Here is a 26313-nt window from a genome sequence, read left to right on the forward strand (position 1 = left end):
CCTCGTACTCCTCAGTCCAGCAGGGCCAGCGCCTGCTCCGCCGCGTCCAGGACCCGGCCCGGCTCCGTCGACGCCTTGCCGACGACCCGGATGCCCTGGAGCAGGACGAGCAGCATCCGGGCCAGCGCGCGCGGGTCCCGGTCCGCCGGGAGCTCGCCGCCGGCCCGGGCCCGGGCGAGGGCCCCGTGCAGCAGCGTCTCCAGCTGCTCCCAGCTGAGCTCGACCCGTCGCGCGACCGCCGGGTCGTGCGGGGCGAGCTCGGCCGCCGAGTTGGTGACGAAGCAGCCGTTCAGCCGCTGCCGGCCCTCGCTCGCCGCCTCGGCGGTGAAGCGGCGGACGAGCGCCCGTACGCCCGGCAGGGCCGGCCCCGGCGCCGAGAGCGCCTCGACGATCTCCGGGTCCCGGGTCTCCAGGTACCGGTCGAGCGCCTTCATGTACAGGTCGTGCTTGTTCCCGAAGGTCGCGTAGAGACTGGCCCGGCCGATCCCGAGGTGCTCCACGAGGTCGGCCATCGACGTCGCCTCGTAGCCGCGCTCCCAGAAGAGTTCCAGGGCTGCCCGGAGCGCGGCCTCGGGATCGAATTCCTTGGTCCTGGCCATGAAGCGACCGTACGATCAACTGGAACGATCGGTCAAGTCACTTCCTGCGGACCGGATAGACCGGCACCGTCACCTCGTCGTCGTCCAGGCACCGGCCCGTCTCCAGGTCGAAGCGCTGCTTCAGGAGCGGCGAGGCGACGAACGGCCGGCCGTCGACCGAGCCGAGGAGGCCCCGGGAGAGCACCTGGGCGCCCGTGAACGGGTCGCGGTTGCCGATCGCGTACGTCCGTCCCGCGCGGTCCCGGAAGACGGCGGCCTGCCGGCCGTCGGGGAGCAGGGCGGCCACGCCCCGGCCCGGGGTGAGCCGGGACTCCTCGCAGACCGTGATCCAGGCATCGGGAGAAGGGGAGAGTTCGAGCGTCGACGTCGGTTCGGGCGTCGGCATCGGTTCGAGCGTCGTCATCGGTTCGAGCGTCGTCATCGGGAGGTGACCCCTTCCAGGGTGAGGAACGTGAGATCCGGCTTGATCTGGTCGCGCTCCGGCGTGAACCGGACCGACGGGTCGGGCGTCTCGGGCGCGTTCACGAAGGAGACGAAGCGCCGCAGCCGGTCCGGGTCGTCCAGGGTCTGCGCCCACTCGTCCTGGTAGTCCTCGATGTGCGCCGCCATCAGCGCCTCCAGCTCGTCGCAGAGGCCGAGGGAGTCGTGCACCACCACGTCCTTGAGGTGGGCGAGACCGCCCTCCAGGCGCTCCAGCCAGGTCGACGTCCGCTCCAGGCGGTCCGCCGTCCGGATGTAGAACATGAGGAACCGGTCGATGAGCCGGACGAGTTCGGCGTCCGAGAGGTCCTGGGCGAGCAGGTCCGCGTGGCGCGGGGTCGCGCCGCCGTTCCCGCCGACGTACAGGTTCCAGCCGTTCGCCGTGGCGATGATCCCGAAGTCCTTCGACTGCGCCTCCGCGCACTCGCGGGCGCAGCCCGAGACCGCCGACTTGAGCTTGTGCGGGGAGCGCAGGCCCCGGTAGCGCAGCTCCAGCTGGATCGCCATCCTCACCGAGTCCTGGACGCCGTAGCGGCACCAGGTCTGCCCGACGCAGGACTTCACCGTGCGGAGCGACTTGCCGTACGCGTGCCCCGACTCGAAGCCCGCGTCGACCAGGCGGGTCCAGATGGAGGGGAGCTGGTCGACCCGGGCGCCGAAGAGGTCGATGCGCTGGCCGCCGGTGATCTTCGTGTAGAGCCCGAAGTCCCGTGCCACCTCGCCGATCACGATCAGCTTCTCCGGGGTGATCTCGCCGCCGGGGATGCGGGGCACGACCGAGTAGGAGCCGTTGCGCTGCATGTTGGCGAGGAAGTGGTCGTTGGTGTCCTGGAGGGAGGCCTGCTCGCCGTCGAGGATGTAGCCATTGTTGAGGCTGGCCAGGATCGAGCCGACGGTCGGCTTGCAGATCTCGCAGCCCTCGCCGCCCTTCGCCGCGTCCCGGCCGTGCGAGTCGAGCAGCGCGGCGAACGAGGTGATCCGGAGGGTGCGGGCGATCTCGTACAGCTCGCTCCGGGTGTACGAGAAGTCGCGGCACAGGCCGTTGTCGGCCGGGGCCGGGAGCAGCTTCTCGATGACCTTCACGCAACTGCCGCAGCCCGTACCGGCCTTCGTGCACTTCTTCACCTCGGCGAGCAACTCGCACTGGCCGATGGCGTGCTTCGTGACGTTGTGGCAGGAGCAGATGACGGCGTCGTCCGGCAGGGCCGAGGGGCCGAGCGCGACCGGCGCGCCCAGGCCGGCCGGGAGGACCAGCTGCTCGGGGGAGACGGGCGGGACGGAGCCGGTGAGCGGGCGGAGGATGCCGTACTGCTCGGCGTCGCCGACCAGGACGCCGCCGAGGAGGACGCCCTCGCCGGAGACGACCAGCTTCTTGTAGACGCCCGAGCGGGAGTCGGCGTACACGACGTCGAGGCAGTCCTCGGTGGTGCCGTGGGCGTCGCCGAAGGAGGCGACGTCGACGCCGAGGAGCTTCAGCTTGGTGGAGAGGTCGGCGCCGGTGAACGACTTCCCGTCCCCGTCCTCGTCGAGGGCCGCCGCCACCGTCAGGGCCATCTCGTAGCCGGGCGCCACCAGGCCGTACACCCGGCCGTCCGAGGCGAGCGCGCACTCGCCGATCGCGAAGACCGCCGGGTCGGACGTACGGCACCGCTCGTCGACCGTGATGCCGCCGCGCTCGCCGACGGCCAGACCGCAGTCGCGGGCCAGCTGGTCGCGGGGGCGGACGCCGGCCGAGAACACGACCATGTCCGTGGCGAGTTCGGAGCCGTCCGACAGCCTCATGCCCGTCACGGCGCCGTCGGCCGAGACCACGACCTCCTGGGTCCCGGTGCCCGTGTGGACGGTCAGGCCCATCTTCTCGATCGTGCGGAGCAGGGCCGCGCCACCGCCCTCGTCGACCTGCACCGGCATCAGGCGCGGCGCGAACTCCACGACGTGCGTGTCGAGCCCGAGGCCCTTGAGCGCGCCCGCCGCCTCCAGGCCGAGGAGCCCGCCGCCGACGACCGCGCCGGTCGTCGCCGTCTTCGCGTACTCCTCGATCGCGAGGAGGTCCTCGATCGTGCGGTAGACGAAGCAGCCGGTGGCGTCCTTGCCGGGAACGGGCGGGACGAAGGGGTACGAGCCGGTGGCCAGGACCAGGGAGTCGTACGCGAAGACGCGGCCGGAACGGGCCGTGACGGTACGGGCCTCGCGGTCGACGGACTCCGCCGGGTCGCCCACGTACAGCTCGATGCCGTGCTTCTCCAGGAAGCCCTCCTCGACCATCGAGAGGTCCTCCGGGGTCTTGCCGGAGAAGTACGAGGTCAGGTGGACGCGGTCGTAGGCCGGGCGGGGCTCCTCGCAGAGGACCACGATCCGGGCGCGCTCGGTGACACCACGCTCGGCGAGGGCCTCCAGGAAGCGCTGGCCGACCATTCCGTGGCCGACCAGGACGATGGTGGGGGTGGTCATGAGGGGCCTCCGTCGTGGCCGTCGAGTCCGGTGCGGCCTTCGTGGCCTTCGTGGGTGAGCAGGTGGAGAAGAGGGGCCTCGGGGAGGGCTTCGTCGCCCTCCCAGGCCCGGGCGAGCGTGCCGACCGCGGCGAGGTCGCCGAGCAGGACGCCCCCGACGAGCCGGTCCCCGCGGACGACGACCTTCCGGTACGCCCCCCGGGTCGCGTCCGTCAGCTGCACGACGTCGTCCCCCGGCTGCGCGGTCGCCTCCCCGAACGCGGCGAGATCGAGCGGCCGGGGACCGGAGAGCGTGAGCCGGGTGAGCGCGCGGGTGCCGGTGTAGCGGGTGCCGGTGAGGGGGCCGGCGCGGCGGTGACCGGCCGTCTCCGAGAGCAGCAGGTCCGCCAGGGCGTCCGCCTGCTCGACGGCTGGGCCCGCCAGGCCGTAGAGGTGGCCGGCGTGCTCCGCGCAGTCGCCGACCGCGTGGATGTGCGGGTCCGAGGTCCGGAGCTCGTCGTCGATCACGACGCCCCGCGCCACGTCGAGCCCCGCCTCGCGGGCCAGGGCCACCCGGGGCCGTACCCCGCAGGCCAGGACCACGACCCCAGCGTCGAGCACGTAGCCGTCGGCCAGTTCGACCGCCGTCACCGCGCCCTCCCGCTGCCGCAGACCGCTCACCCGGCACTCGGTGTGCACCTCGACGCCGAGGGACTCGACGTGCTCGCGGAGCAGGGCCGAGGCCGCCGCGTCCAGCTGGCGTTCCATCAGGCGCTCGCCCTGCTGCGTGAGGACGACCTCCGCGCCCAGCTCCGCGAGGGCCCGCGCCGCCGAGACGCCGAGCAGCCCGCCGCCGACGACCACCGCCCGCACCCCGGGGCGCACCAGCGCCCGCAGGGCCAGGCAGTCGTCCAGGGTGCGGAAGGGATGGACGCCCGCCGGCAGGTCCGCGGCGCCGCGCAGGCCCCGCAGGGGCGGCAGGACCGGGTTGGAGCCCGTCGCCAGGACCAGCCGGTCGTACCCGACGAGGGAGCCGTCCGCGCACTCCACCGTCCGCGCCGCCCGGTCGATCCGCACCGCCCGCGTCCCGAGCCGCACCGGCTCCCGGGCCTCGGGCAGGGCGATGACCTCGGGGGCGTACCGCCCGGCGAGGACGTCGGCGAGCAGCACCCGGTTGTACGGGGCGTGCCGCTCCTCGCCGAGGAGGGTGACGGGCAGGCGCTGGGCGAGCCGGGCGCCCGCCGTCCCGCCCCCGACCACCACGATCCGTGTACTCATACCCGGAAGCGTGCGTCGCCGGTGTTACCCGTCGGCATCCCGCCTGTTTCCCGTACGGAACGCTGATCTCCGCCCGTGCCCCGGCGCGGTGTGAGGCCCCGGACGCCCCGAACCTCAGAACTGTCTCAACGATCACGGGATCGATGGACGGGGCAACGATCCGCTCCGTAGGGTCGCCGCCATGCCCGAGATAACGCTCACCACCCTTGTCCTGCTCTGCCTCGCCGCACTCGTCGCGGGGTGGATCGACGCCGTGGTGGGCGGGGGAGGGCTGCTGCTGCTCCCGGCCCTGATGATCGGCCTCCCGGGCGCGCACACGGTCGTCCTCGGCACCAACAAGGCCGTCGCGATCGTCGGCACCACCGGCGCCGCGATCACCTACGCGCGCAGGACACCCGTCCCGGTCGGCATGGCCGTGCGGGTCGGCCTCGCGGCGCTCCTCGGCTCCATGGCCGGCGCCTCGTTCGTCTCCATGATCAGCAAGGACGCGCTCCGCCCGCTGACCATGGTCGTCCTGCTCGCCGTGGCCGCCTTCGTCCTCTTCCGGCCCACCTTCGGGGCCCGGCCGGAGGGCGCGGACCGGACGCCGCTCACCCGCGCGCGGATCGTCACCGCGATCGTCCTCGTCGGCGGCGGCATCGGCTTCTACGACGGGCTCTTCGGGCCCGGCACGGGCACCTTCCTCGTCCTCGCGCTGACCGCCGTCCTCCACCTCGACCTGGTGACCGCCTCCGCCACCGCCAAGATCGTCAACGTCTGCACCAACGCCGGCGCGCTCGCGATGTTCGCCTACCAGGGGAACGTCTACTGGCAGCTCGCCGCCGTCATGGCCGTCTTCAACCTCGCGGGCGGGATGGCCGGCGCGCGGATGGCACTCAGCAAGGGCACCGAGTTCGTGCGCGTCGTCCTGCTCGTCGTCGTCTGCTCGCTGGTCGTGAAGCTCGGCTACGACCAGTGGCTGAGCATGGACGTCACCGCACTCCGATGAGGTGACCGAAGGCCACCACGTTCCCCTGGTAGCCGCCGCCCTTCTCGGAGAAGCCGCCGCCGCAGGTGATGAGCCGGATCTCGGCGCGGTCCGTCCCGCCGTATACCTTCCGGTCCGGGAAGTCCTTGTTCGCGTACACCTCGACCGCGTCGACCGTGAACACGGCGGTACGGCCGTCCTGCCGGTCCACCTCGATCCGGTGGCCCTTCTTCAGGGCCCCCAGCGTGTAGAAGACCGCGGGTCCCTGCGCGTTGTCGACGTGCCCGGCGACGATCGCCGTGCCCTTCGCGCCGGGCGGTGTGCCGTCCCCGTACCAGCCGGCCATGTTCCGGTCCGCGGCCGGCGGCACGTCGAGCGAGCCGTTCGCGCCGAGCCCGAGCCGCATCATCGGGGTGTCCACGTCGGTCTCCGGGATGCGCAGCCGCACCGGCGCCGAGTACGGCAGCGGGTCGGCGGCCGCCTCGGTGTGCACGCTCGGCCCGGCCGCGAAGGCCTGCGCGGCGGACGGCACGGGCGGGGCGACGTCCTGCGAGCCGTTCTGGACCAGCCAGAGGCCCACGCAGGCGGCCACGGCTATGCCCCAGCCCTTGTTCCTGCTGCTCACTCGGAATCCTCGTGTCACGTGTCGGTGGGAGTGTCGGTGGGAGTGTGGCGGGAGTGTGGCCCTGCCCCCGCCGGGCCGTGTGCGGGCGCGCGGTGGGGGCAGGACGGGCGGGGGGTGACCCGGGCCCGGTCGACCCGGTCCCTAGCTGCCCTGCGTGCCGCTCGCCCGGCGACGCAGGAGCACGACCCCGCCCACGGCAGCCGCGGCCAGCACCGCCGCACCCGCCGTGACCTGGGCGGTGTCGGGGCCGATACTGCCCCCGACACCGGTCTGGACGTGTCCGCTGGGACCCCGGTGCTTGACGGTCAGGTCTCCCCGGGCCGTCTTCCCGTTGTCGCAGGCGACACTGATGCCGTACGAGCCGGCCTTGACGTGCTCCGGCACCCGGAACTGGCCGACGACGACCTCCTTGTGGGTGCTCGGGCTCAGCTGGAACTCGCCCGCGCCGAGCGAGTTTGCGTCACCCACGCCGTGGCCGTGCTCGCCGCAGGCCAGCGTGTTCACGGTGACCGTCGTCCCCGGTTCGGCGGAGGACGGGTAGATCTCCAGGGACTGGTAACTGTGGTCGTTGTTGTTGTTCCAGCCGTTGTCGTTGTTGCCGTTGTCGTTCGCGTACGCCGAGGGGGCGGCGAACGCCCCGACGGCGAGGACCGTCAGCGCGGTTCCGGTGAACAGGCGGGCACGGGCGGTGGTGCGCATGGGGTCCTCCGGGGCGCGCGAGCGGTCATGCCGGTCTTGCCGGTGGTCCTCCCGGGAGGGACTTCCCGAAGACGGACCTTCTGTGACCGAGATAACGGCCGCGCGGCGCGCCCCGCCTCCTGACAGGACATCAGGATTGCGCCGTCCGATACGGCGAGTCCCCTGGATTTCCGGCGTTTATGCAGGTCAGTGCGGGTGTCTAGGCGTCAGGTGACACTCCGTTCCGAATGGGTGACCGGCTCGCGGTCTGCCCCGCAGCCCGGCCCCGCCGGCATGCAGCCGGACGCCCGGCCCGCGGCCCCCACCGACGTGTACCGACATCGCCGGCACTCGTGGAAGGCGAGGACGATCCGGTCACCCGAGCAGCTCACCTCGGGTGAGGTGGTCGTGCGGTGCGGGGTCTCCGTGCCGCACCGGAGGCAGTGGCGCACGCGCTCGGTTCCGGTCGTCGTCACCGTGCCACCGCCCCCGCGCCGGTGCGGACGCCGGTACGAGTGCTCGCGCCGGCGCCGGTACGGGCACCGGCGCCGAGGGCGGCGAGCGTCCCGAGGAGCAGCCACGCCTCCTCCGGGGCCGCGACGCCCGCCGGCTGGAACACCAGGACGACGCCGAGGACGAGTGAGGCCAGGAACGCGAGGCCCCTGACGGAAAGGTCTACCCTGAAATCGACGAACACGAGCTTCTCCCTTGTGTGTTGCTGGGAAGGCCGCCCCCCGCTCCGTTCGGGGCTCCGTTCGGAGCTCCGTCCGGATGCGGAGGGGCGGCCTTGGCCGTTCTCATGAAGGCGCGGGATCAGGTCACATGGCCGGTCCTCCTTCCCGCCGGATGCGAGCCCCGGCTCGATGTGACCGAGTGTGGGGCCGTCCCCGGGTGCGGCCAACGGCTGGAAGACACGCGTAGACCGGCGCCGACGCCAGAGGAATGTCGGCGGATGTCCGCGAACGTCTGGGCAACCGGCGGACAATGACGGACCATCGGAGACCGAGCGGAGACACTCCGCGACGCGAAGGGCGCCGTTCATGACTGACCCGGACTCCTCGCCGGCGGCACAGGAAGCGCGGGAGCGGCTCGCCGCCGACCTGAGGGAGCTGCGCCGACAGATGCCGACGCTGCCGACACAGGCCGCGCTGGCGCGCCCCATGAAGTGCGCGCGCAGCACCGTGTCGGTGATCCTCAATGGCCAGCGCTTCCCCACCTGGGAGCAGATGTCCACGCTCGTCAGCGCCCTCGGCGGGAACCCCGCCGACTGGAGCGAACGCTGGAGGAGCACGCGGCGGCAGATCGAGGAGGCGGGGCGCGGAGGGGCGGCGGGGCCGGTGGGAGCGGCAAGGCCGATGATGCCTGCGAGGACGCCGAGCGCCCCCCTGACCACACCACTCCCGCAGCCCCCGACCTCACCCCTGACCTCGCCCCCGCCCCCGCCGCTCGACCCGGCGGCGTTCGTCGGCGGGGAGCGGCTGCCCGGGATCCACTGGTTCAAGGACAACCGGGAGTTCTACGAGGCCGCGGAGGAAGGGGTACGCGGGGCGCGCGCCGAGATCCGGGTCACGTACACCCGCCGCTACCCGCCGGACCAGACCGCCACCCCCGCCTCCCGCCGGTACTTCGCCGCCGTCCAGGAGTGGGCCGCCGCCGACAGCGAGGACGAGCGCGCCGTACGCCGGATCATCGGCGTGCCCGAGCGGGACGGCGTGCCCGACCCGGACGTCCTCGCCTGGGCCAGGCGCCACCACGCCGAGACCGGCGGCGTCCTCAACTACGAGGCCGCCGTGCTGCGGTGGACCGCGGCCTCCGCCGACGGCCTCAACATGGCACTCATCGACGACAGTCTCGCGTTCCTGGCCTTCTCCGGCGGGCCGAAGCAGCGGCTCAACGGCTTCATGGTCGAACACCCCCGGTTCATGCGGTACTTCGCGGCCTACTTCGACCAGCTGTGGACCGCGCTCCCGTCACTCGCCCACTACCTGGGCGGACTGCCCGAAGGACCCGACGGCAGGATCTCCTCCGGCTCGACGGAGGCGTAGGCCGCGCCCACCCGCTCCATGAGCTCCGCGTCCACCGCGAAGTCCACCGTGTCGACGCCGGAGACCGGGGCGATGCCCCGGGCGTTCGCCACGAAGGCGGCGCGGTAGTCCTTGAGATCCGTCACCGACACCGGCTTCCTCGTCGAACCGAGGAGGGGTTCGAGAAGCGTCATCGTCACGCCCGAGAGTTGGGGAGCCGTCGGCCAGACCACCGAAACGCCGTCCCAGAAAGCGATGTTGCTGACCGCGGCCTCGGCGATCTCGCCGTGTCCCGAGGTCAGCAGCGCCTCGTCGTAGCCGGCGCGGAAAGCCGCCGCCCGGTGGTAGTGCTGCCCGAAACCGCCCAGGTGCTTCAGGTGCGGGGCGGGGCGCAGGTACTCCACGCTCATCAGCCGCTGCGGGGCGCCGAGCGTGTCAGCGGCGGGGTCGGCGACGACGACGGCGATCCGGGCGCCCTCGTACACGTACACCCGCGCGGAGCAGTCCCGCCGCCCGGCGGCGGCGACGGCCCCCGCGACCCGGGCCCTGACCTCGGCCCCGGCCAGCCCCCGCCCGAACAGCTCCCGCGTCGACCGGTCGAGCCGCTCCAGATGCAGCCCGAGCCCCTTCACGAACCGCCCGTCCCGCACCTGGAACGCGGTGAAGTGCCCGAAGCCGCTCATGAGGGTGGTGAGGAGGTCGGGGTCGGGGGCGGGGGTGCCGTCGATCTCGATGTACGGGGGGTGGGTGGGCGGTGTCGTCATGGGGCCACGGTACGTCCGGGGGAGGGCGGGGGCGGGGGCCGCTGCGCGGGGCCCTTTCCCCACCCCGCCCCTTCCCGAACTGGGGCTCCGCCCCAGACCCCGCGCCTCAAACGCCGGCGGGGCTGAAGTACGGGGCTTCGCCCCAGGCCCCGCGCTTCAAGTGCCGGCGGGGCTGAAGTACGGGGCTTCGCCCCAGGCCCCGCGCTTCAAGTGCCGGCGGGGCTGAAGTACGGGGCTTCGCCCCAGGCCCCGTGCCTCAAGGGCCGGCGGGGCTGAAGCATTCGGGGCTCCGCCCCGGACCCCGCGCCTCAAGCGCGGCGGGGCTGGGGTGCCGGGCTCCGCCCCAGGCCCCGGTCCTCAAGCGCCGGACGGGCTGAAGTGGCCTGGCTGCTGTGGCCTCGAACGCCGGGCGGGCTGAGTTTCCGCCCGTAGGGCGGGAAATCCAGCCCCGCCGGCGTTTGAGGCGCGGGGTCCGGGGCGGAGCCCCGAGTGCTTCAGCCCGCCTGGCGTCTGAGGCGCGGGGGTCCGGGGGCGGCGCCCCCGGTTTCGGGAAGGGGCGGGGTGGGGGAGACGCCCCGCGCAGCGGCCCCGCGCGTACCGTGAGGGGATGAGCCCCCTCTTCGACGGCCCCGCCCCCGTCGCCCTCACCGTCCTCACCACCACCGACAGCCCCGAGAAGGCCGAGGCTCTCGCCCGTGGCGCCGTCGAGGCGCGGCTCGCCGCCTGTGCGCAGGTGTCGGGGCCCGTGACGTCCGTCTATCACTGGCGGCGGGCGATCGAGACCGCCGAGGAGTGGCAGGTCGTGTTCAAGACGACGGAGGACGGTTACGAGGCCCTGGAGGCCCATCTCCTCGCCGCGCACGACTACGAGACGCCCGAGATCCTCGCGATCCCCGTCGTCCGGGGCTCCGCCGCGTATCTGGCGTGGCTGGGCAGGGAGGTCGCTCGGCCGTGAGCGGGCTGCCGTTCTTCGTGTACGGGACGCTGCGCCCGGGCGCGTACAACCACGACCGGTTCCTTCTCGGCCGGACCGCCGTCGAGGAGGGGGCCCGGCTGCCGGGTGCGTTCCTGCACGACGGTCCGGGTTATCCGTACGTCGTCGTCCCGGGGGAAGGGGTCGTCGCGGGCACGCTCGTGACGGCGGCACCGGAGGCGTACGGCGAACTCCTCGGCGTACTGGACCGGATGGAGTGCGAGGCGGGGTACGAGCGGACCGCCCGCGAGGTCGTGCGGGAGCGGGACGGGCGCCCGGTGACCGCCTGGGTGTACGTGGCCGCGCCGGGGACCCGGGTCGGTCCGCTGATTCCCTCCGGCGACTGGTTTATGACGGAGTCGCTTCCGGAAGCCGCTCGACCCGCTCCACCCGTACCGCGCACACCTTGAACTCCGGCATCCGCGACACCGGGTCGAGCGCCGGGTTCACCAGCGTGTTCGCCCGCCCCTCCCCGTACCAGTGGAAGGGCATGAAGACCGTGTCGGCGCGGATCGCCGTCGTGATCCGGGCGGGTGCGACCGCTCGGCCGCGCCGGGAGACGACCGCGAGCGGTTCGCCCTCGGCGACGCCGAGCCGTTCGGCGAGGCGCGGGTGGAGCTCGACGAAGGGGCCGGGTGCCGCCGCGTTCAGCTCGTCGACGCGCCGGGTCTGCGCGCCGGACTGGTACTGGGAGACGACCCGGCCCGTGGTGAGGACCACCGGGTAGTCGGAGTCGGTCTCCTCGGCCGCCGGGCGGTGGACGACGGGTACGAAGCGGGCGCGTCCGTCGGGGGTCGCGAAGCGGTCGAGGAAGAGCCGGGGCGTGCCGGTGTGGTCTTCGGCGGGGCAGGGCCAGAAGACGCCGTTCTCCTTCTCGATGCGGCGGTAGCTGATGCCCGCGTAGTCGGCGGCGCCGCCGGCGGAGGCGCGGCGGAGTTCGTCGAAGACGTCCTCGGGGTCGGCGGGGAAGCCCTTGTCGTGTCCGAGGAGGTCGGCGAGCGCGTGCAGGACTTCCAGGTCGCTCCGTACGCCCGGGGGAGGGGTGAGGGCCTGGCGGCGGAGCAGGACCCGGCCTTCGAGGTTGGTCATGGTTCCCGTCTCCTCGGCCCACTGGGTCACGGGCAGGACCACGTCCGCGAGTCGGGCGGTCTCGGAGAGGACGACGTCGGCGACGGCGAGGAAGTCGAGCGAGCGGATGCGCTCCTCGACGTGCGCGGCGGCGGGGGCGGAGACGACCGGGTTGGAGCCCATGAGGAGCAGGGCCTTGATGTCGCCGCCGAGCGCGTCGAGGAGCTCGTACGCGCTCCGCCCGGGCCCGGGCAGGGTTTCCGGCGGAACGCCCCAGACCTCGGCGACGTGCGCGCGGGCGGCGGGGTCGTCGAGCTTGCGGTAGCCGGGCAACTGGTCGGCCTTCTGGCCGTGTTCGCGGCCGCCCTGGCCGTTGCCCTGGCCGGTGAGGCAGCCGTACCCGGAGTACGGCCGTCCGGCGCGGCCGGTGGCGAGGCAGAGGTTGATCCAGGCGCCGACGGTGTCGGTGCCCTTGGACTGCTGCTCGGGGCCGCGCGCGGTGAGGACCATGCCGGTCTCGGCCTCGCAGAACATCGCGACGGCCTCGCGCAGGCGCGGCACGGGCACGCCCGTGATCCGCTCGACCTGCTCCGGCCAGTGGGACATGGACCCGGCGCGGGCGGCGGCCCAGCCCTCGGTGCGTTCCGCCACGAACTCCTCGTCGACCCGGCCTTCGGAGACCACGAGGTGCAGCATGCCGAGGGCGAGCGCGAGGTCGGTGCCGGGGCGCGGGGCGAGGTGGAGGTCGGCCTGTTCGGCGGTACGGGTCCGGCGCGGGTCGATCACGATCAACCGGCCGCCGTTGGCGCGCAGTTCGGTGAGGTAGCGCAGGGCGGGCGGCATGGTCTCGGCGAGGTTGGAGCCGACGAGGATCACGCAGCCGGTCTTCGGGATGTCCTCCAGCGGGAAGGGGAGTCCCCGGTCGAGGCCGAAGGCCTTGTTGCCCGCGGCGGCGGCGGAGGACATGCAGAAGCGGCCGTTGTAGTCGATCTGCGAGGTGCCGAGCACGACGCGGGCGAACTTGCCGAGCGTGTACGCCTTCTCGTTGGTGAGCCCGCCGCCGCCGAAGACCCCCACGGCGTCGGCGCCGTGGTCGGCTCGGGTCCCCCGTAGTCCTTCGGCGACGGCGGTGAGCGCCTCCTCCCAGGTCGCGGGCTCCAGGGCCCCGGTGTCAGGGCGTCGGACCAGGGGCTCCGTGAGCCGGACCCGGGAGGAGAGTACGGAGGGGGCGGTGCGGCCCTTGCCGCAGAGCGCGCCCCGGTTGACGGGGAAGTCGGTCCGCTCGACCACCTCGGCGGGGAGGGCCGGGTCGCCGGTGGGGCGCAGCGACATGCCGCACTGCAGGGCGCAGTAGGGGCAGTGCGTCGGTGTCGGCGTCGGCGTCGGCGTCGGGACCGGGGAGGCGGTGGCACCGGTGGTGGCGCCGGTCGTGGCACCGGTGGTGGCGTCGGACATGCGGCCAGCGTGGGTCAGGCGTGTTACGCGGGACGGCGCGGCGTATTACGGCCGGGGGGCTCTCCGCTCAGCTCACCGGGTCGGCGCCGGTGAGGCCAGGGCCTCGGCGACGCCCTTCTCCTCCGGGCCGAGGAAGGTGGGGGTGCGGCGGGTCCCCGCGTCGAGGGCGGCCTTGCCCGCGGCGAGGATCTCGCGGGTGGTGCCGTAGTACCAGACGCTGTCGTGGGGTTCGGCGACCCCGACGCCGTACGACTCCACTCCCGCCCGGTCGCAGAGGGCGACCGCGCGCTTGATGTGGAAGTCCTGGGTGACGAGGACGGCCCGGTCGACACCGAAGACCTTCTTGGCGCGGACGCAGGAGTCCCAGGTGTCGAAGCCCGCGAAGTCGCTGACGATCCGGGTCTCGGGGACCCCGCGTTCGGCGAGGTACGCGCGCATGGCGCTGGGTTCGTCGTAGGAGGTCCTGCTGTTGTCGCCGGTGACGAGCAGGACACGGACCTTGCCGGTGCGGTAGAGCTCGGCGGCGGTGTCGAGGCGGTGCGCGAGGTACGGGGTCGGGCGGCCGTTCCACAGTCCGGCGCCGAAGACGACGGCGACGTCCCGGGCGGGGACGTCGGCGGCGGTACGGAGCTTCCCGGCGGCGGCCGTGTGCATCCAGGTCGCGGGGGCGAGCGCGAGGACGGCGCCGAGCATGACGGCCTGGACGGTGCGGCGGCGGGCCCGGGTGGTACGGGGGATCAGTCGGGTGAGCCGTCGTCCGGGTCGTCCGGGTCGTCCGGTCATGCGGGGGCCTCCGTGGGTGGGGTGCGCTGTCACCCCGTCCGACGCGCTTCGGCGGGATTCGGTTCACCGGCGCGGCGGACTGTTCCGTACAGCACACCGGAGAGCGTGAGGCCGAGGACCATGCCGAGGAGCTGGGCGGCGGCGTAGGCGGGGACGGAGCCGGGGGCGATGCCGGTGAAGGAGTCGGTGAAGGCGCGGCCGAGGGTGGCGGCCGGGTTGGCGAAGGAGCCGGAGGAGGTGAACCAGATGGCGGCGGCGATGTACCCGGCGACGGCGACCGGGGCGAGGCCGGGGCGGCCGATGTGGCGCAGGCCCTGCACGACGAGGACGAGCCCGGCGGTGGCGACGGCCTCGCCGAGCAGCAGGTGGGGGGCCGAGCGGGGCTCGGTGGCCCAGGAGCCGGGCGCGCGGCCGAACATGGCCTCGGCGAGGAGGGCGCCGGCGACGGCGCCGGCGAGCTGGGCGCCGATGTAGACGAGGGCCTGCCGGGCCTGCCGGGCCTTCTCGCTGTCGCGGCGGTCGGACCACCACTCGGAGAGGGTGACGACCGGGTTGAAGTGGGCCCCGGAGAGCGGCCCGATGAGCGCGATGAGGAGCCCGAGGCCGAGGGCGGAGGCGGCGGCGTTGGCGAGCAGCCGGACGCCGATGTCCTGGCTGAGCGCGTCGGCGCGGATGCCGGAGCCGACGACGACGGCGACGAGGGCGGCGGTGCCGATGAACTCGGCGGCGGCGCGGCGGGGGAGGGAGGGCGGTGACATTCTCATAGCGGAAAAGATTTTCCGTGATCCGGAACGAAAAAGGAAGAGTGGGGGGCGGGGTCGAACCCGTACGATCCGGCCCATGATCAACAAGGCCCCCTTGCCCCCCTTGCACCCCCTGGACATCCGCCGGGCCGAGGAGGCCGACGCCCCCGCCGCCGCCGAGGTCTGGCTCCGCTCCTACACGGCGGCGCTCCCGGACGTGCGCCGGGCCCACACGGACGACGAGGTCCGGTCCTGGATCCGGCACGTGGTCGTGCCCCACCAGGAGGCCTGGGTGGCCACCGCCGACGGCGAGGTCGTCGCCCTCCTCGTCCTCGACGGCGAGGAGCTCGACCAGCTCTACGTGGACCCGCCGTGGCGCGGGCGGGGCGTCGGGGACCGGCTCGTGGACCTGGCCAAGCGGCGCAGCCCGGACGGCCTGACGCTCTGGACCTTCCAGGTCAACGGCCCGGCCGCGCGCTTCTACGAACGGCACGGCTTCGTCGCGGCGGAACGCACGGACGGCGCCCGCAACGAGGAACGCGAACCGGACGTCCGCTACACGTGGAACCCGACCGCCTGACCGATCCGCCCCGCCGTTCCGGCCCGCTGCAGGCCGGGCCCACGTGTGGGCGGCGCCCCTCCGTTTCGTTGCGGGCGGCGCCCGCGCCCGGGGGCCGGTGCCCGGCCGCGCCCCCCGTGTGGGCAATCGTCCCGCAGGGCGGGACGGGTGGGCACACGGGACGGCGCCCTCAGCGGCGCCTCGCACTCCGCGCCTGAACCCGCACCGGTACCGCACCGCACTGGGGGTGCGGGTCCAGGCGCGGAAGCCTAGGCCCGGCAGGGGCGCCGTTCCGTTGTGCCCACCCGTTCCGCCCCGGCGGAACGCATGCCCACAACGCAACGGCGGGCGCAGCCCACACGCGGGCGCGGGCGCGGCCCGCAACGAAACGGCGGGGCGCAGCCCGGTTGGTGCCCACAGGGGGTGCGGGCCGCGTGTGAGGCCGGCGCAATCACCCGTGACCCCCGCGCAACGGGGACGCAACGTCGCGGCGGCACGATCAGGGGCATGACCCCGCCTCGTACCCCCTTCCGGCAGCCCGTTCTCGTCGCCGTCGGGCACGGCTCGCGGGACCCCCGCGCCCGGGAGACCCTGGAGCGTCTGCTCCGCCGGGTGCGGGAGGCGCGGCCCGGGCTCGACGTGCGGCTCGCGCACATCGAGATCGACGCGCCGCCGCTCGACGAGACGCTCGCGGGGATCGCCGCCGAGGGGCGCGAGGCCGTCCTCGTACCGCTGCTGTTCGCGCCCGGCCACCACGTCACCCACGACCTGCCCGCCGCCGTCGCGGCCGTACCGGGGCTCCGCGCCGCCGTCGCCCGGCCCCTGGGCGCCCACCCGCTCCTCGTCGAGGCGCTGGCCGACCGGCTCGCCGAGGCCGGATGGGTCGGAGGGGTCGGCGAGGACGGCGGGGTCGGCGAAGACGGCGGGGTCGGTGGGGACGGCGGGGTCGGTGGGGACGGCGTGGTGCTGGCCTCGGCCGGTTCGCGGGACCCCCGTTCCGGCGCCGAGACCCGGCGGATCGCCGCCCTCCTCGGCGAGCGCCTCGGAGGCGTGCCCGTCGTCCCCGCGTACGCCTCCGCCGCCGCCCCCACCGTCCCCGACGCCCTCCGCGCCTTCGCCGCCCGCGGCCGGCACCGCGTCGCCGTCGCCTCCTGCTTCACCGCTCCCGGCCTCTTCGCGACCCGCGCCGCCGCCCACGCTCCCTGGATCGCCTCCGCTCCGCTCGGCGACCACCCGGCCCTGGCGCGCCTGGTCCTGCGCCGGTACGAGGAGGGCCGCCCCGCCCTTTCCGTGAGCGGCGTGCGGCAACTCGTCGCCATCTGAGCGCTTCTGTCGGTGCCTCCGGTTACCTTCGAGACATGGAAGGCATCGAGGACACCACGGGTACCACCGGCACGCCCGGCTACGACACCGCCGCCACCGAGCGCTGGGCCGCCGAGCCCGACAAGCGGCCCGGCCGCACCGCCTTCCAGCGCGACCGCGCCCGCGTCCTGCACTCCGCCGCCCTGCGCAGACTCGCCGGGAAGACCCAGGTCGTCACCCCCGGCACCCGGGGCCACCGGTGGGACGCCAGCCCCCGTACCCGGCTCACCCACTCCCTGGAGTGCGCCCAGGTCGGCCGTGAGCTCGGCGCCGCCCTCGGCTGCGATCCCGATCTCGTCGAAGCCGCCTGCCTCTCCCACGACATGGGCCACCCGCCCTTCGGGCACAACGGCGAGCAGGCGCTCAACGACGTCGCCAAGGACTGCGGCGGCTTCGAGGGCAACGCCCAGTCGCTGCGCCTCCTCACCCGTATCGAGCCCAAGCGCTTCGTGAAGAACGACGAGGGCGAGCTCGTCAGCGTCGGGCTCAACCTCACCCGGGCCGCGCTCGACGCCGCCACCAAGTACCCCTGGCCGCGCGGCGGTCACCCCGAGGACCCGGGCTCGCCCAAGTTCGGGGTGTACGAGGACGACCTCCCCGTCTTCGCCTGGATCCGCGAGGGCGCCCCCGCCCACCGCAAGTGCTTCGAGGCCCAGGTCATGGACTGGTCCGACGACGTGGCCTACTCGGTCCACGACTTCGAGGACGGCCTGCACGCCGGCCACATCGACCCGAACCTCCTCCTCGCGGAGCCCGAGCGCGCCGACATCTTCGCCGTCGCCATCGGGCGTTACGTCCCCGAGGACACCGACCCCCAGGAGCTCGCCGAGGCCCTCGACCGCCTCGTCGACCAGGAGTGGTGGCCGCACGGCTACGACGGCTCGGCCGTCGCGCAGGCCCGCCTCAAGGACGCCACCAGCCAGCTCATCGGCCGTTTCTGCCTCGCCGCCGAGGCCGCCACGCGGCAGGAGTACGGATCCGGACGCCTCACGCGGTACGGGGCGGAGCTCGTCGTCCCGCGCGAGACCCGGCACGAATGCGCCGTTCTCAAGGCGGTCGCCGACCGGTACGTGATGCAGCGCGCCGAGCAGGAGGTGCTCCGCGCCGACCAGCGGGTCGTCGTCACCGAACTCGCCGAGGCCCTCGTCCTGCGCGCCCCCGACGGCCTCGAACCGCAGTTCAGGGCCGCGTTCGACGCGGCCCCCGACGACCGGGCCCGCAAGCGGGTGATCGTCGACCAGATCGCCAGCCTCACCGACGCCTCCGCCCGCGCCCTCCACACCTACCTCCATCCCCATCTGCACCCCCACCACCGCTGAGCCGGTCCGCGTCCCGGCCCTCTTCCGCCGTCCCGTTCCGTGCGGGACCCTCGCAGGCACGCCCCGGGGGCGTAGGTTGGAAGCGGTCGCAACGAGGAGGAATCGACGTGGTCGACGCAGATCAGACCTTTGTCATCGTCGGCGGGGGCCTGGCAGGGGCCAAGGCGGCGGAGACCCTCCGCGAGGAGGGGTACAACGGCCGGGTGATCCTGATCGGCGACGAACGCGACCACCCCTACGAACGGCCGCCGCTCTCCAAGGGCTACCTGACCGGCGCGAAGGAGCGCGACAGCGTCTTCGTCCACGAGGCCGCCTGGTACGCGGCGCACGACATCGAACTGCACCTCGGCCAGTCCGTCACCGCGATCGACCGCGACGCGCACACCGTCCGCCTCGGCGACGGCACCGTCATCCGGTACGACAAGCTGCTCCTCGCCACCGGCGCCGAGCCCCGCCGTCTCGACGTCCCCGGCACCGAGCTCGCCGGCGTCCACCACCTGCGCCGCCTCGCCCACGCCGACCGGCTCCGCCAGGTCCTCACCGGACTCGGCCGGGACAACGGCCACCTGGTGATCGCCGGAGGCGGCTGGATCGGCCTGGAGGTCGCCGCCGCCGCCCGCGGCTACGGCGCCGAGGTCACCGTCGTCGAGGCCGACCCCACCCCGCTCCACCGGGTCCTCGGCCCCGAGCTCGGCCAGCTCTTCGCCGACCTCCACGCCGACCACGGCGTCCGCTTCCACTTCGGCGCCCGGATCACCGAGATCGTCGGCCAGGACGGCATGGTCCTCGCCGTCCGCACCGACGACGGCGAGGAGCACCCGGCGCACGCCGTGCTCGCCGCGATCGGCGCCGCCCCCCGCACCGCCCTCGCCGAGAACTCCGGGCTCGCGCTCGTGGACCGCGCCGACGGCGGCGGCATCGCCGTCGACGAGTCGCTGCGCACCTCCGACCCCGACGTCTACGCGGCCGGCGACGTCGCCGCCGCCCACCACCCGCTCCTGCGCCACCGGCTCCGCGTCGAGCACTGGGCCAACGCCCTCAACGGCGGCCCCGCCGCCGCCCGCGCCATGCTCGGGCAGCACGTCTCCTACGACCGGGTGCCGTACTTCTTCTCCGACCAGTACGACCTGGGCATGGAGTACTCGGGCTGGGCGCCCCCGGGGACGTACGACCAGGTCGTCGTCCGGGGCGACACGGGCAAGCGCGAGTTCATCGCCTTCTGGCTGAAGGAGGGCCGGGTCCTCGCCGGGATGAACGTGAACGTGTGGGACGTCACAGACCCGATCCAGCAGCTCATCCGCGCCCGTACCCCCGTGGATGCGGACGCCCTCTGCGACCCCTCCGTACCCCTGGAATCACTCGTCTGACCACGTAGACTTCCTGCGTGGCAGGCAGGATCAACGAAGACGACGTGAAGGCGGTACGGGACGCGGTCCCGATCGACGCCGTCGTGTCCGAGTACCTCCAGCTGCGCAACGCGGGCGGCGGAAACCTCAAGGGTCTCTGCCCCTTCCACGACGAGAAGTCGCCCTCCTTCCAGGTCAGCCCCAGCAAGGGACTGTTCCACTGCTTCGGCTGCCAGGAGGGCGGCGACACCATCGCCTTCGTGATGAAGATCGACCACCTCTCCTTCTCGGAGACGGTCGAGCGCCTCGCCGCGAAGGCGGGCATCACCCTGCGGTACGAGGAGGGCGGCTACAACCCCGGCCACCAGCGCGGGGAGCGCATCCGCCTGGTCGAGGCGCACAAGGTCGCCGCCCAGTACTACATCGACCAACTCGGCTCGCCCGAGGCCGAGATCGGCCGCAAGTTCCTCGCCGAGCGCGGCTTCGACCAGGCCGCCGCCGCCCACTTCGGCGTCGGCTACTCCCCGGCCGGCTGGGACCACCTCACCCGCTTCCTGCGCGGCAAGGGCTTCTCCGACAAGGAGCTGATCCTCTCCGGCCTCTCCCAGGACGGCCGCCGCGGCCCCATCGACCGCTTCCGCGGCCGCCTCATGTGGCCGATCAGGGACGTCGGCGGCGAGATCGTCGGCTTCGGCGCGCGCAAGCTCCGCGACGACGACAACGGCCCCAAGTACCTCAACACGCCCGAGACGCCGATCTACAAGAAGTCCCAGGTGCTCTACGGCGTCGACCTGGCGAAGAAGGACATCGCCAAGGTCAGCCGGGCCGTCGTCGTCGAGGGCTACACCGACGTCATGGCCTGCCACCTCGCCGGCGTCACCACCGCCATCGCCACCTGCGGCACCGCCTTCGGCGCCGACCACATCAAGATCCTCCGCCGCCTCCTCATGGACAACGGCTCGGCCCGGGTGATCTTCACCTTCGACGGCGACGCCGCCGGCCAGAAGGCCGCCCTGCGCGCCTTCGAGGACGACCAGAAGTTCGCGGCGGAGACGTACATCGCCATCGCCCCCGACGGCATGGACCCCTGCGAACTGCGGCTCGCCAAGGGCGACGAGGCCGTCGTCGAGCTCGTCCAGCCCCGCACCCCGCTCTTCGAGTTCGCCCTCCGGCAGATCGTGAACCGGTACGACCTGGAGACCCCGGCGGGGCGCGCCGCCGCCCTCGACGAGGCCGCGCCGATCGTCGCGAAGATCAAGAACATCGCCTCCCAGCACGAGGTCGCCGTCCAGCTGGCCGGCATGCTCGGCATCCTCGACGAGCGGTTCGTCGTCCGCCGGGTCTCGCAGATCGCCCGCTGGCAGCGGCAGGGCGGCGAGCGCGGCGCCGACCGGCAGAACCGGCCCCAGCAGCGCACGTACGACACCCCGGCGCCGGCCGCCGTCACCCCCGGCCCCGCGCTCAACCTGCGCAGCCCCGCCCACCGCACCGAGCGCGAACTCCTCAAGCTCGCGCTCCAGCGCCCCGAACTGGTCTCCCCGGCCTTCGACGCGTACGGGATCGACGAATTCACCGCACCGCCCTACGCGGCCGTCCGCCAGTGCGTCCAGGACGCGGGCGGCGCCACCGGCGCCCCCTCCGACTACCTCGACGCCGTCCGCGAGGCCGCGCCCAACGACTCGGTCCGCGCCCTCGTCACCGAGCTCGCCGTCGAGACGATCTTCGCGAAGTCCGTCGACGAGGCCTACGCGGGCGACCAGCTCGTGACCGTACGGCTCCGGGCCGTCGACCGCCGCATCCGCGACGTCCAGGGCACCCTCGCCCGCCTCGGCGCCAACGGCGATCCCGCGCAGGTCGCGGCCGTCCAGAACGAACTGTGGGTGCTCACGCAGTACGGCCAGTCGCTGCGAAACAACGGAGCGGCGGCGCTCTGAAGCACGCTGGGTCACTTCGCGACCTCAAAAAGTGACCGCACGCCCCTCGTGCCGCGATGTGTCCTACCCCACACTGGATGACGGTGCCGTTCCGCCCCTCCCTGGAGGTCGCCCGCCGTGCAGACCGAGATCCAGACCGAGAACCAGACCGAGAACCAGATCTCCGAACCGGATGACGAGCAGCAGACCGAGCTCCCGGAGATACCCGTCCAGCGCGCCCGCACCGACCTCGGCGGCAACGGCCCCTCCTCCGACCTCTTCCGGCAGTACCTCCGCGAGATCGGCCGCATCCCGCTCCTCAGCGCCGTGGAGGAGGTCGACCTGGCCCGCCGGATCGAGGCCGGCCTCTTCGCCGAGGAGAAACTCGCCAACACCCCCGACCTGGACACCCGGTTGGCCGGCGACCTCGACCGGCTCGTCGTCCTCGGACGGATCGCGAAGCGCAAGCTCATCGAGGCCAACCTCCGCCTCGTCGTCTCCGTCGCCAAGCGGTACGTCGGCCGTGGCCTCACCATGCTCGACCTGGTCCAGGAGGGGAACCTCGGCCTCATCAGGGCCGTCGAGAAGTTCGACTACGCGCGCGGCTACAAGTTCTCCACGTACGCGACCTGGTGGATCCGCCAGGCCATGTCCCGCGCCCTCGCCGACCAGGCCAGGACCATCCGGGTCCCCGTCCACGTCGTCGAACTCATCAACCGGGTCATCCGCGTCCAGCGCCGCATGCTCCAGGAGCGGGGGTACGAGCCCACCGCCGAGGAGGTCGCCGCCCAGCTGGACCTGGCCCCCGAGCGGGTCGGCGAGGTCCTCCGCCTCGCCCAGGAACCGGTCTCCCTGCACGCGCCCGTCGGCGAGGAGGAGGACGTCTCCCTCGGCGACCTCATCGAGGACGGCGACGCCACCTCACCCGTCGAGTCCGCCGCCTTCCTCCTCCTCCGCCGCCACCTGGAGGACGTCCTCTCCACCCTCGGCGAACGCGAACGCAAGGTCGTCCAGCTCCGCTACGGCCTGGACGACGGCAGGCCCCGCACCCTGGAGGAGATCGGCCGCATCTTCGGCGTCACGCGCGAACGCATCCGCCAGATCGAGTCCAAGACCCTCGGCAAACTCCGCGACCACGCGTACGCGGACCAGCTGCGGGGCTACCTCGACTGAGGGGGTGCCCCGCCGGACCGGCGGGACACCCCCTCGACGCGGACCCTCCGGTCCCGGGCCGGGTCAGTCGACCTCGGCCACCGCCTGCGCGAACTGCGCCGCGTACAGCCGGGCGTACGCGCCGCCCGCCGCGAGGAGCTCCTCGTGGGTGCCCTGTTCGACGATCGAGCCGTTCTCCATCACCAGGATCACGTCCGCGTCCCGGATCGTGGAGAGCCGGTGCGCGATGACGAAGGACGTCCGCCCGTGGGCGAGGCGCGCCATCGCCTTCTGGATCAGGACCTCGGTGCGGGTGTCGACCGAGCTGGTGGCCTCGTCGAGGACGAGGATCACCGGGTCGGACAGGAACGCCCGCGCGATCGTGATCAGCTGCTTCTCGCCCGCGCTGACCCCGGCCCCGTCGTCGTCGATGACGGTGTCGTAGCCCTCGGGGAGCGTGCGGACGAACCGGTCGGCGTGGGCGGCCCGCGCCGCCTCCTCGATCTCCGCCCGGGTCACCTCGCGCGAGGCGCCGTACGCGATGTTCTCCGCGATGGTGCCGCCGAAGAGCCAGGTGTCCTGGAGGACCATGCCGATCCCGGACCGCAGGTCGTCGCGGGACATCTTCGCGATGTCGACCCCGTCGAGGGTGATCCGGCCGCCCGTGACCTCGTAGAACCGCATGAGGAGGTTGACGAGGGTCGTCTTGCCCGCGCCGGTCGGTCCGACGATCGCGACCGTCTGGCCGGGCTCCACCGTGAGCGACAGGTCCTCGATGAGCGGCTTGTCGGCCTCGTAGCGGAAGGCGACGTCCTCCAGGGCGACCTTGCCCTTGAGGCCGTCCTTGAAGTCGGCCGGCCTCTCGCTCTTCGGCGCGTCCGGCTCCTGCTCCTCGGCGTCGAGGAGCTCGAAGATCCGCTCGGCCGAGGCGATGCCCGACTGCACCAGGTTCGCCATCGACGCGACCTGCGTCAGCGGCATCGAGAACTGGCGCGAGTACTGGATGAACGCCTGCACGTCACCGATGGAGAGCGTGCCGCTCGCCACCCGCAGACCGCCGACGACGGCCACGAGGACGTAGTTGATGTTCGAGACGAAGAACATCACCGGCTGCATGACGCCGCTGTTGAACTGCGCCTTGAACCCGGCCTCGTACAGCTCCTCGTTCTGCCGCCGGAAGTCCTCCGCGGACTCCTCCTGCCGCCCGAAGACCTTCACCAGGTTGTGCCCGGTGTACATCTCCTCGATGTGCGCGTTGAGCGTGCCCGTGGACTTCCACTGCTGCACGAAGTGCGGCTGCGAGCGCTTGCCGATCTTCGCCGCGACGAAGACCGAGACCGGCACCGTCACCAGCGCCACCAGGGCGAGCAGCGGCGAGATCCAGAACATCATCGCGAGCACGCCGACGATGGTCAGCAGCGAGTTGATCAGCTGGCCCATCGACTGCTGGAGCGTCTGCCCGAGGTTGTCGATGTCGTTGGTCGCCCGCGACAGCACCTCGCCGCGCTTCGCCTTGTCGAAGTACGACAGCGGAAGCCGGGACAGCTTCGTCTGGATGTCCTCCCGCATGCGGAAGACCGTCCGGTTGATCACCAGGATCGACATACGGGTGGAGACCAGCATGAGCAGGCCCGCCGCCACGTAGACGAGGAGGACCCAGAACAGGACCTCGCCGACCGCGCCGAAGTCGATGCCCTGCCCGGGTGTGAAGTCCACCCCGGACAGCATGTCGGCCATGCCGCCGTCGCCGTCGGCGCGGAGCTTCGCGAGGGCCTCCGCCTTCGTGACGCCCTCGGGCATCTGCCGCCCGACGACCCCCGCGAAGACCAGGTCCGTCGCCTTGCCGAGGACCTTCGGCCCGACCACCGAGGCCGCCACCGACAGCACACAGGCGATCAGCATCACCCAGAGCGCGGTCCGCTCGGGAGCGAGCTGCTTCAGGAGCCGCTTGGTGGACCCCTTGAAGTCCATCGACCGCTGGTCGGGGCCGCCACCGGCCATCATGCGTCCGCCAGGACCGGCCATCAGGCTGCCTCCGCCTCGGTCAGCTGGGAGAGCACGATCTCCCGGTACGTCTCGTTGTCCGCCATCAGCTCCTGGTGCCGGCCCGTGCCGACCACCCGGCCCTCGTCGAGGACGACGATCCGGTCGGCGTCGCGGATGGTCGCCACCCGCTGGGCGACGATCACCACGGTCGCGTCGGACGTCTCCTCGCGGAGCGCCGCGCGCAGCAGGGCGTCCGTCTCGTAGTCGAGCGCGGAGAACGAGTCGTCGAAGAGGTAGATCTCCGGCTTCTGCACCAGCGTCCGCGCGATCGAGAGCCGCTGCCGCTGACCGCCGGAGACGTTGGTGCCGCCCTGGGCGATCGGCGCGTTCAGGCCGTGCTCCAGCTTCCGTACGAAGTCGGCGGCCTGGGCCACCTCCAGGGCGTGCCAGAGCTCCTCGTCGGTCGCGTCGGGATTCCCGTACCGCAGGTTGGTCGCCACCGTCCCGGAGAAGAGGTACGGCTTCTGCGGCACGAGGCTCACGGTCTTCGCCATCAGCGCCGGGTCGAGCCTCCGCACGTCGACGCCGTCGACGAGGACCTCGCCGCCGGTCACGTCGAAGAGCCGGGGCACGAGCCCGAGCAGCGTCGACTTGCCGCTGCCCGTCGAGCCGATGATCGCGGTGGTCTCACCCGGCCGCGCCACGAGGGCGACGTCCTGGAGGACCGACTCCTCGGCGCCGGGGTACCGGAAGTCCGCGGCCTTGACCTCCAGGTGCCCGCGCCGGTCGAGGGTCGTCACCGGCTCGGCCGGCGGCACGACGCTCGTCTCGGTCCCGAGGACCTCCTCGATGCGCTCGGCACAGACCTCGGCACGCGGCACCATCATGAACATGAAGGTGGCCATCATGACGGCCATGACGATCTGCATCAGATAGGCCAGGAAGGCGGTCAGCGCGCCGATCTCCATCCCGCCGCTGTCGATGCGGTGCGCGCCGAACCAGACGACGGCGACGCTGGAGACGTTCACGACGGTCATGACGACCGGGAACATCAGCGCCATCAGCCGGCCGGTCGCCATGGAGACGTCCGTCAGCTCGGTGTTGGCCCCGCGGAAGCGCTCCTCCTCGTACCCGTCCCGCACGAAGGCGCGGATGACGCGGTTGCCGGTGATCTGCTCGCGCAGCACCCGGTTCACCGTGTCGAGCCGCTCCTGCATGGTCCGGAACAGCGGGCGCATCCTCCGCACGATGAGCGTCACGGAGATGCCGAGCACCGGCACGACGGCGAGCAGGACGGCGGACAGCGGCACGTCCTGGCCGAGGGCCATCACGATGCCGCCGACGCACATGATCGGCGCGGAGACCATCAGCGTGAACGCCATCAGGACCAGCATCTGGACCTGCTGCACGTCATTGGTCGTACGGGTGATCAGCGAGGGCGCGCCGAAGTGCCCGAGCTCACGGGCGGAGAAGGACTGGACCCGGTCGAAGACCGCTCCCCGGATGTCCCGGCCCAGCGCGGACGCCGTGCGGGCGCCGTAGTAGACGGCACCGATGTTGCAGACGACCTGCACGACGGAGACGCCGACCATCAGCGCGCCGAAGCGCAGGATGTAGCCGGTGTCGCCGTTGACGACACCGTTGTCGATGATGTCCGCGTTCAGCGTCGGCAGATAGAGGCTCGCGCAGGTCTGCAGGAACTGGAGCAGGACGAGCAGGGCGATCGGTTTTCGGTAGGGCCGGAGGTGGGTCCGGAGAAGTCTTATGAGCACGGGACCTACTATCGCCCGCGGGCCCTGGCCGTTACGAG

The 26313-nt window shown here is 72.8% G+C and carries 23 protein-coding genes; 10 read left to right on the forward strand and 13 right to left on the reverse strand.

Annotated elements, in window-relative coordinates; all coding sequences use genetic code 11:
• Positions 1-11 precede the first annotated feature (11 nt).
• Genes ACFC0Z_RS18210 through ACFC0Z_RS18225 form a run of 4 tightly spaced genes read right to left on the reverse strand, consistent with a single transcriptional unit; the run spans position 12 to position 4786 of the window.
• A complete protein-coding gene (locus ACFC0Z_RS18210; RefSeq protein ID WP_376438604.1) occupies positions 12-599 on the reverse strand; it encodes a TetR/AcrR family transcriptional regulator in 588 nt (195 codons plus the stop codon).
• Between the two features lie 37 nt (positions 600-636).
• Positions 637-984, reverse strand: a complete 348-nt coding sequence (gene nirD / locus ACFC0Z_RS18215) for a nitrite reductase small subunit NirD (RefSeq protein ID WP_376439146.1) — start codon at positions 982-984, stop codon at positions 637-639.
• 32 nt (positions 985-1016) lie between these two features.
• On the reverse strand, positions 1017-3530 hold the full coding sequence (gene nirB / locus ACFC0Z_RS18220) for a nitrite reductase large subunit NirB (RefSeq protein ID WP_376438607.1): 2514 nt from the start codon (positions 3528-3530) through the stop codon (positions 1017-1019).
• Positions 3527-4786, reverse strand: coding sequence for an NAD(P)/FAD-dependent oxidoreductase (locus ACFC0Z_RS18225; RefSeq protein ID WP_376438609.1), 1260 nt, complete (start codon positions 4784-4786; stop codon positions 3527-3529). The genes nirB and ACFC0Z_RS18225 overlap by 4 nt, the downstream gene beginning before the upstream one ends.
• Positions 4787-4967: 181 nt before the next feature.
• Here ACFC0Z_RS18225 and ACFC0Z_RS18230 point away from each other — a divergent pair, with 181 nt between their 5' ends.
• On the forward strand, positions 4968-5774 hold the full coding sequence (locus tag ACFC0Z_RS18230; protein ID WP_376438612.1) for a TSUP family transporter: 807 nt from the start codon (positions 4968-4970) through the stop codon (positions 5772-5774).
• On the opposite strand, the gene ACFC0Z_RS18235 is transcribed toward ACFC0Z_RS18230, so the two are convergent.
• The 3 genes from ACFC0Z_RS18235 to ACFC0Z_RS18245 all read right to left on the reverse strand — a co-directional run bounded on the left by ACFC0Z_RS18235 (position 5758) and on the right by ACFC0Z_RS18245 (position 7753).
• Positions 5758-6378 carry a class F sortase gene (locus ACFC0Z_RS18235; protein WP_376438615.1) on the reverse strand — a complete coding sequence of 207 codons (621 nt, stop codon included), beginning with the start codon at positions 6376-6378 and terminating at the stop codon, positions 5758-5760. The two genes, ACFC0Z_RS18230 and ACFC0Z_RS18235, sit on opposite strands and share 17 nt — an antisense overlap.
• 141 nt (positions 6379-6519) lie before the next feature.
• Positions 6520-7077: a hypothetical protein gene (locus ACFC0Z_RS18240; RefSeq protein ID WP_376438618.1), complete on the reverse strand. Its 558-nt coding sequence runs from the start codon at positions 7075-7077 to the stop codon at positions 6520-6522.
• Positions 7078-7528: 451 nt separating this feature from the next.
• Complete coding sequence (locus tag ACFC0Z_RS18245) at positions 7529-7753, reverse strand: hypothetical protein (protein ID WP_376438621.1); 225 nt, start codon at positions 7751-7753, stop codon at positions 7529-7531.
• A gap of 343 nt (positions 7754-8096) precedes the next feature.
• Between ACFC0Z_RS18245 and ACFC0Z_RS18250 the strand changes: the two genes are divergently transcribed.
• A complete protein-coding gene (locus ACFC0Z_RS18250; RefSeq protein ID WP_376438624.1) occupies positions 8097-9101 on the forward strand; it encodes a helix-turn-helix domain-containing protein in 1005 nt (334 codons plus the stop codon).
• Here ACFC0Z_RS18250 and ACFC0Z_RS18255 read toward each other — a convergent pair.
• Entirely contained in the window at positions 9038-9844 is an 807-nt protein-coding gene (locus ACFC0Z_RS18255) for an aminotransferase class IV (RefSeq protein WP_376438627.1), read from the reverse strand. The genes ACFC0Z_RS18250 and ACFC0Z_RS18255 overlap by 64 nt on opposite strands.
• Before the next feature lie 607 nt (positions 9845-10451).
• On the opposite strand from ACFC0Z_RS18255, the gene cutA reads away from it, so the two are divergent.
• On the forward strand, positions 10452-10799 hold the full coding sequence (gene cutA, locus ACFC0Z_RS18260; RefSeq protein WP_376438630.1) for a divalent-cation tolerance protein CutA: 348 nt from the start codon (positions 10452-10454) through the stop codon (positions 10797-10799).
• Positions 10796-11227, forward strand: a complete 432-nt coding sequence (locus tag ACFC0Z_RS18265) for a gamma-glutamylcyclotransferase family protein (RefSeq protein WP_376438633.1) — start codon at positions 10796-10798, stop codon at positions 11225-11227. The genes cutA and ACFC0Z_RS18265 overlap by 4 nt, the downstream gene beginning before the upstream one ends.
• On the opposite strand, the gene ACFC0Z_RS18270 is transcribed toward ACFC0Z_RS18265, so the two are convergent.
• The 3 genes from ACFC0Z_RS18270 to ACFC0Z_RS18280 all read right to left on the reverse strand — a co-directional run bounded on the left by ACFC0Z_RS18270 (position 11166) and on the right by ACFC0Z_RS18280 (position 14887).
• Positions 11166-13340: a molybdopterin oxidoreductase family protein gene (locus ACFC0Z_RS18270; RefSeq protein WP_376438636.1), complete on the reverse strand. Its 2175-nt coding sequence runs from the start codon at positions 13338-13340 to the stop codon at positions 11166-11168. The genes ACFC0Z_RS18265 and ACFC0Z_RS18270 overlap by 62 nt on opposite strands.
• A gap of 72 nt (positions 13341-13412) precedes the next feature.
• Positions 13413-14123, reverse strand: a complete 711-nt coding sequence (locus ACFC0Z_RS18275) for a vancomycin high temperature exclusion protein (protein WP_376438639.1) — start codon at positions 14121-14123, stop codon at positions 13413-13415.
• A 29-nt stretch (positions 14124-14152) separates the two neighbouring features.
• Positions 14153-14887, reverse strand: a complete 735-nt coding sequence (locus tag ACFC0Z_RS18280; RefSeq protein ID WP_376438641.1) for an aquaporin — start codon at positions 14885-14887, stop codon at positions 14153-14155.
• A gap of 76 nt (positions 14888-14963) precedes the next feature.
• Between ACFC0Z_RS18280 and ACFC0Z_RS18285 the strand changes: the two genes are divergently transcribed.
• The 6 genes from ACFC0Z_RS18285 to ACFC0Z_RS18310 all read left to right on the forward strand — a co-directional run bounded on the left by ACFC0Z_RS18285 (position 14964) and on the right by ACFC0Z_RS18310 (position 22538).
• A complete protein-coding gene (locus ACFC0Z_RS18285; RefSeq protein ID WP_376438644.1) occupies positions 14964-15446 on the forward strand; it encodes a GNAT family N-acetyltransferase in 483 nt (160 codons plus the stop codon).
• Between the two features lie 486 nt (positions 15447-15932).
• On the forward strand, positions 15933-16748 hold the full coding sequence (locus ACFC0Z_RS18290) for a sirohydrochlorin chelatase (protein ID WP_376438646.1): 816 nt from the start codon (positions 15933-15935) through the stop codon (positions 16746-16748).
• A 35-nt stretch (positions 16749-16783) separates the two neighbouring features.
• A complete protein-coding gene (locus ACFC0Z_RS18295) occupies positions 16784-18106 on the forward strand; it encodes a deoxyguanosinetriphosphate triphosphohydrolase (RefSeq protein ID WP_376438649.1) in 1323 nt (440 codons plus the stop codon).
• A gap of 107 nt (positions 18107-18213) precedes the next feature.
• Entirely contained in the window at positions 18214-19473 is a 1260-nt protein-coding gene (locus ACFC0Z_RS18300) for an NAD(P)/FAD-dependent oxidoreductase (RefSeq protein WP_376438652.1), read from the forward strand.
• Between the two features lie 17 nt (positions 19474-19490).
• Positions 19491-21386: a DNA primase gene (dnaG, locus tag ACFC0Z_RS18305; RefSeq protein ID WP_376438654.1), complete on the forward strand. Its 1896-nt coding sequence runs from the start codon at positions 19491-19493 to the stop codon at positions 21384-21386.
• A gap of 159 nt (positions 21387-21545) precedes the next feature.
• Entirely contained in the window at positions 21546-22538 is a 993-nt protein-coding gene (locus ACFC0Z_RS18310) for an RNA polymerase sigma factor (RefSeq protein ID WP_376439148.1), read from the forward strand.
• A 63-nt stretch (positions 22539-22601) separates the two neighbouring features.
• Here ACFC0Z_RS18310 and ACFC0Z_RS18315 read toward each other — a convergent pair whose 3' ends face one another.
• Positions 22602-24542, reverse strand: a complete 1941-nt coding sequence (locus ACFC0Z_RS18315) for an ABC transporter ATP-binding protein (protein WP_376438656.1) — start codon at positions 24540-24542, stop codon at positions 22602-22604.
• Positions 24542-26275 carry an ABC transporter ATP-binding protein gene (locus ACFC0Z_RS18320; protein WP_376438659.1) on the reverse strand — a complete coding sequence of 578 codons (1734 nt, stop codon included), beginning with the start codon at positions 26273-26275 and terminating at the stop codon, positions 24542-24544. Before ACFC0Z_RS18320 ends, ACFC0Z_RS18315 begins: the two co-directional genes overlap by 1 nt.
• Positions 26276-26313: the final 38 nt, after the last annotated feature.

The sequence above is a fragment of the Streptomyces sp. NPDC056144 genome (genome assembly GCF_042264145.1).
Classification (GTDB): Bacteria; Actinomycetota; Actinomycetes; order Streptomycetales; family Streptomycetaceae; genus Streptomyces.

Coding starts and splice junctions, on each gene's coding strand:
- ACFC0Z_RS18210 (WP_376438604.1), bottom strand. CDS start 599: ATGGCCAGGACCAAGGAATTCGATCCCGAGGCCGCGCTCCGGGCAGCC.
- ACFC0Z_RS18285 (WP_376438644.1), top strand. CDS start 14,964: ATGATCAACAAGGCCCCCTTGCCCCCCTTGCACCCCCTGGACATCCGC.
- ACFC0Z_RS18230 (WP_376438612.1), top strand. CDS start 4,968: ATGCCCGAGATAACGCTCACCACCCTTGTCCTGCTCTGCCTCGCCGCA.
- ACFC0Z_RS18315 (WP_376438656.1), bottom strand. CDS start 24,542: ATGGCCGGTCCTGGCGGACGCATGATGGCCGGTGGCGGCCCCGACCAG.
- ACFC0Z_RS18280 (WP_376438641.1), bottom strand. CDS start 14,887: ATGAGAATGTCACCGCCCTCCCTCCCCCGCCGCGCCGCCGCCGAGTTC.
- nirD (WP_376439146.1), bottom strand. CDS start 984: ATGCCGACGCCCGAACCGACGTCGACGCTCGAACTCTCCCCTTCTCCC.
- ACFC0Z_RS18225 (WP_376438609.1), bottom strand. CDS start 4,786: ATGAGTACACGGATCGTGGTGGTCGGGGGCGGGACGGCGGGCGCCCGG.
- nirB (WP_376438607.1), bottom strand. CDS start 3,530: ATGACCACCCCCACCATCGTCCTGGTCGGCCACGGAATGGTCGGCCAG.
- cutA (WP_376438630.1), top strand. CDS start 10,452: ATGAGCCCCCTCTTCGACGGCCCCGCCCCCGTCGCCCTCACCGTCCTC.
- ACFC0Z_RS18290 (WP_376438646.1), top strand. CDS start 15,933: ATGACCCCGCCTCGTACCCCCTTCCGGCAGCCCGTTCTCGTCGCCGTC.
- ACFC0Z_RS18255 (WP_376438627.1), bottom strand. CDS start 9,844: ATGACGACACCGCCCACCCACCCCCCGTACATCGAGATCGACGGCACC.
- ACFC0Z_RS18240 (WP_376438618.1), bottom strand. CDS start 7,077: ATGCGCACCACCGCCCGTGCCCGCCTGTTCACCGGAACCGCGCTGACG.
- ACFC0Z_RS18270 (WP_376438636.1), bottom strand. CDS start 13,340: ATGTCCGACGCCACCACCGGTGCCACGACCGGCGCCACCACCGGTGCC.
- ACFC0Z_RS18295 (WP_376438649.1), top strand. CDS start 16,784: ATGGAAGGCATCGAGGACACCACGGGTACCACCGGCACGCCCGGCTAC.
- ACFC0Z_RS18250 (WP_376438624.1), top strand. CDS start 8,097: ATGACTGACCCGGACTCCTCGCCGGCGGCACAGGAAGCGCGGGAGCGG.
- ACFC0Z_RS18275 (WP_376438639.1), bottom strand. CDS start 14,123: ATGACCGGACGACCCGGACGACCCGGACGACGGCTCACCCGACTGATC.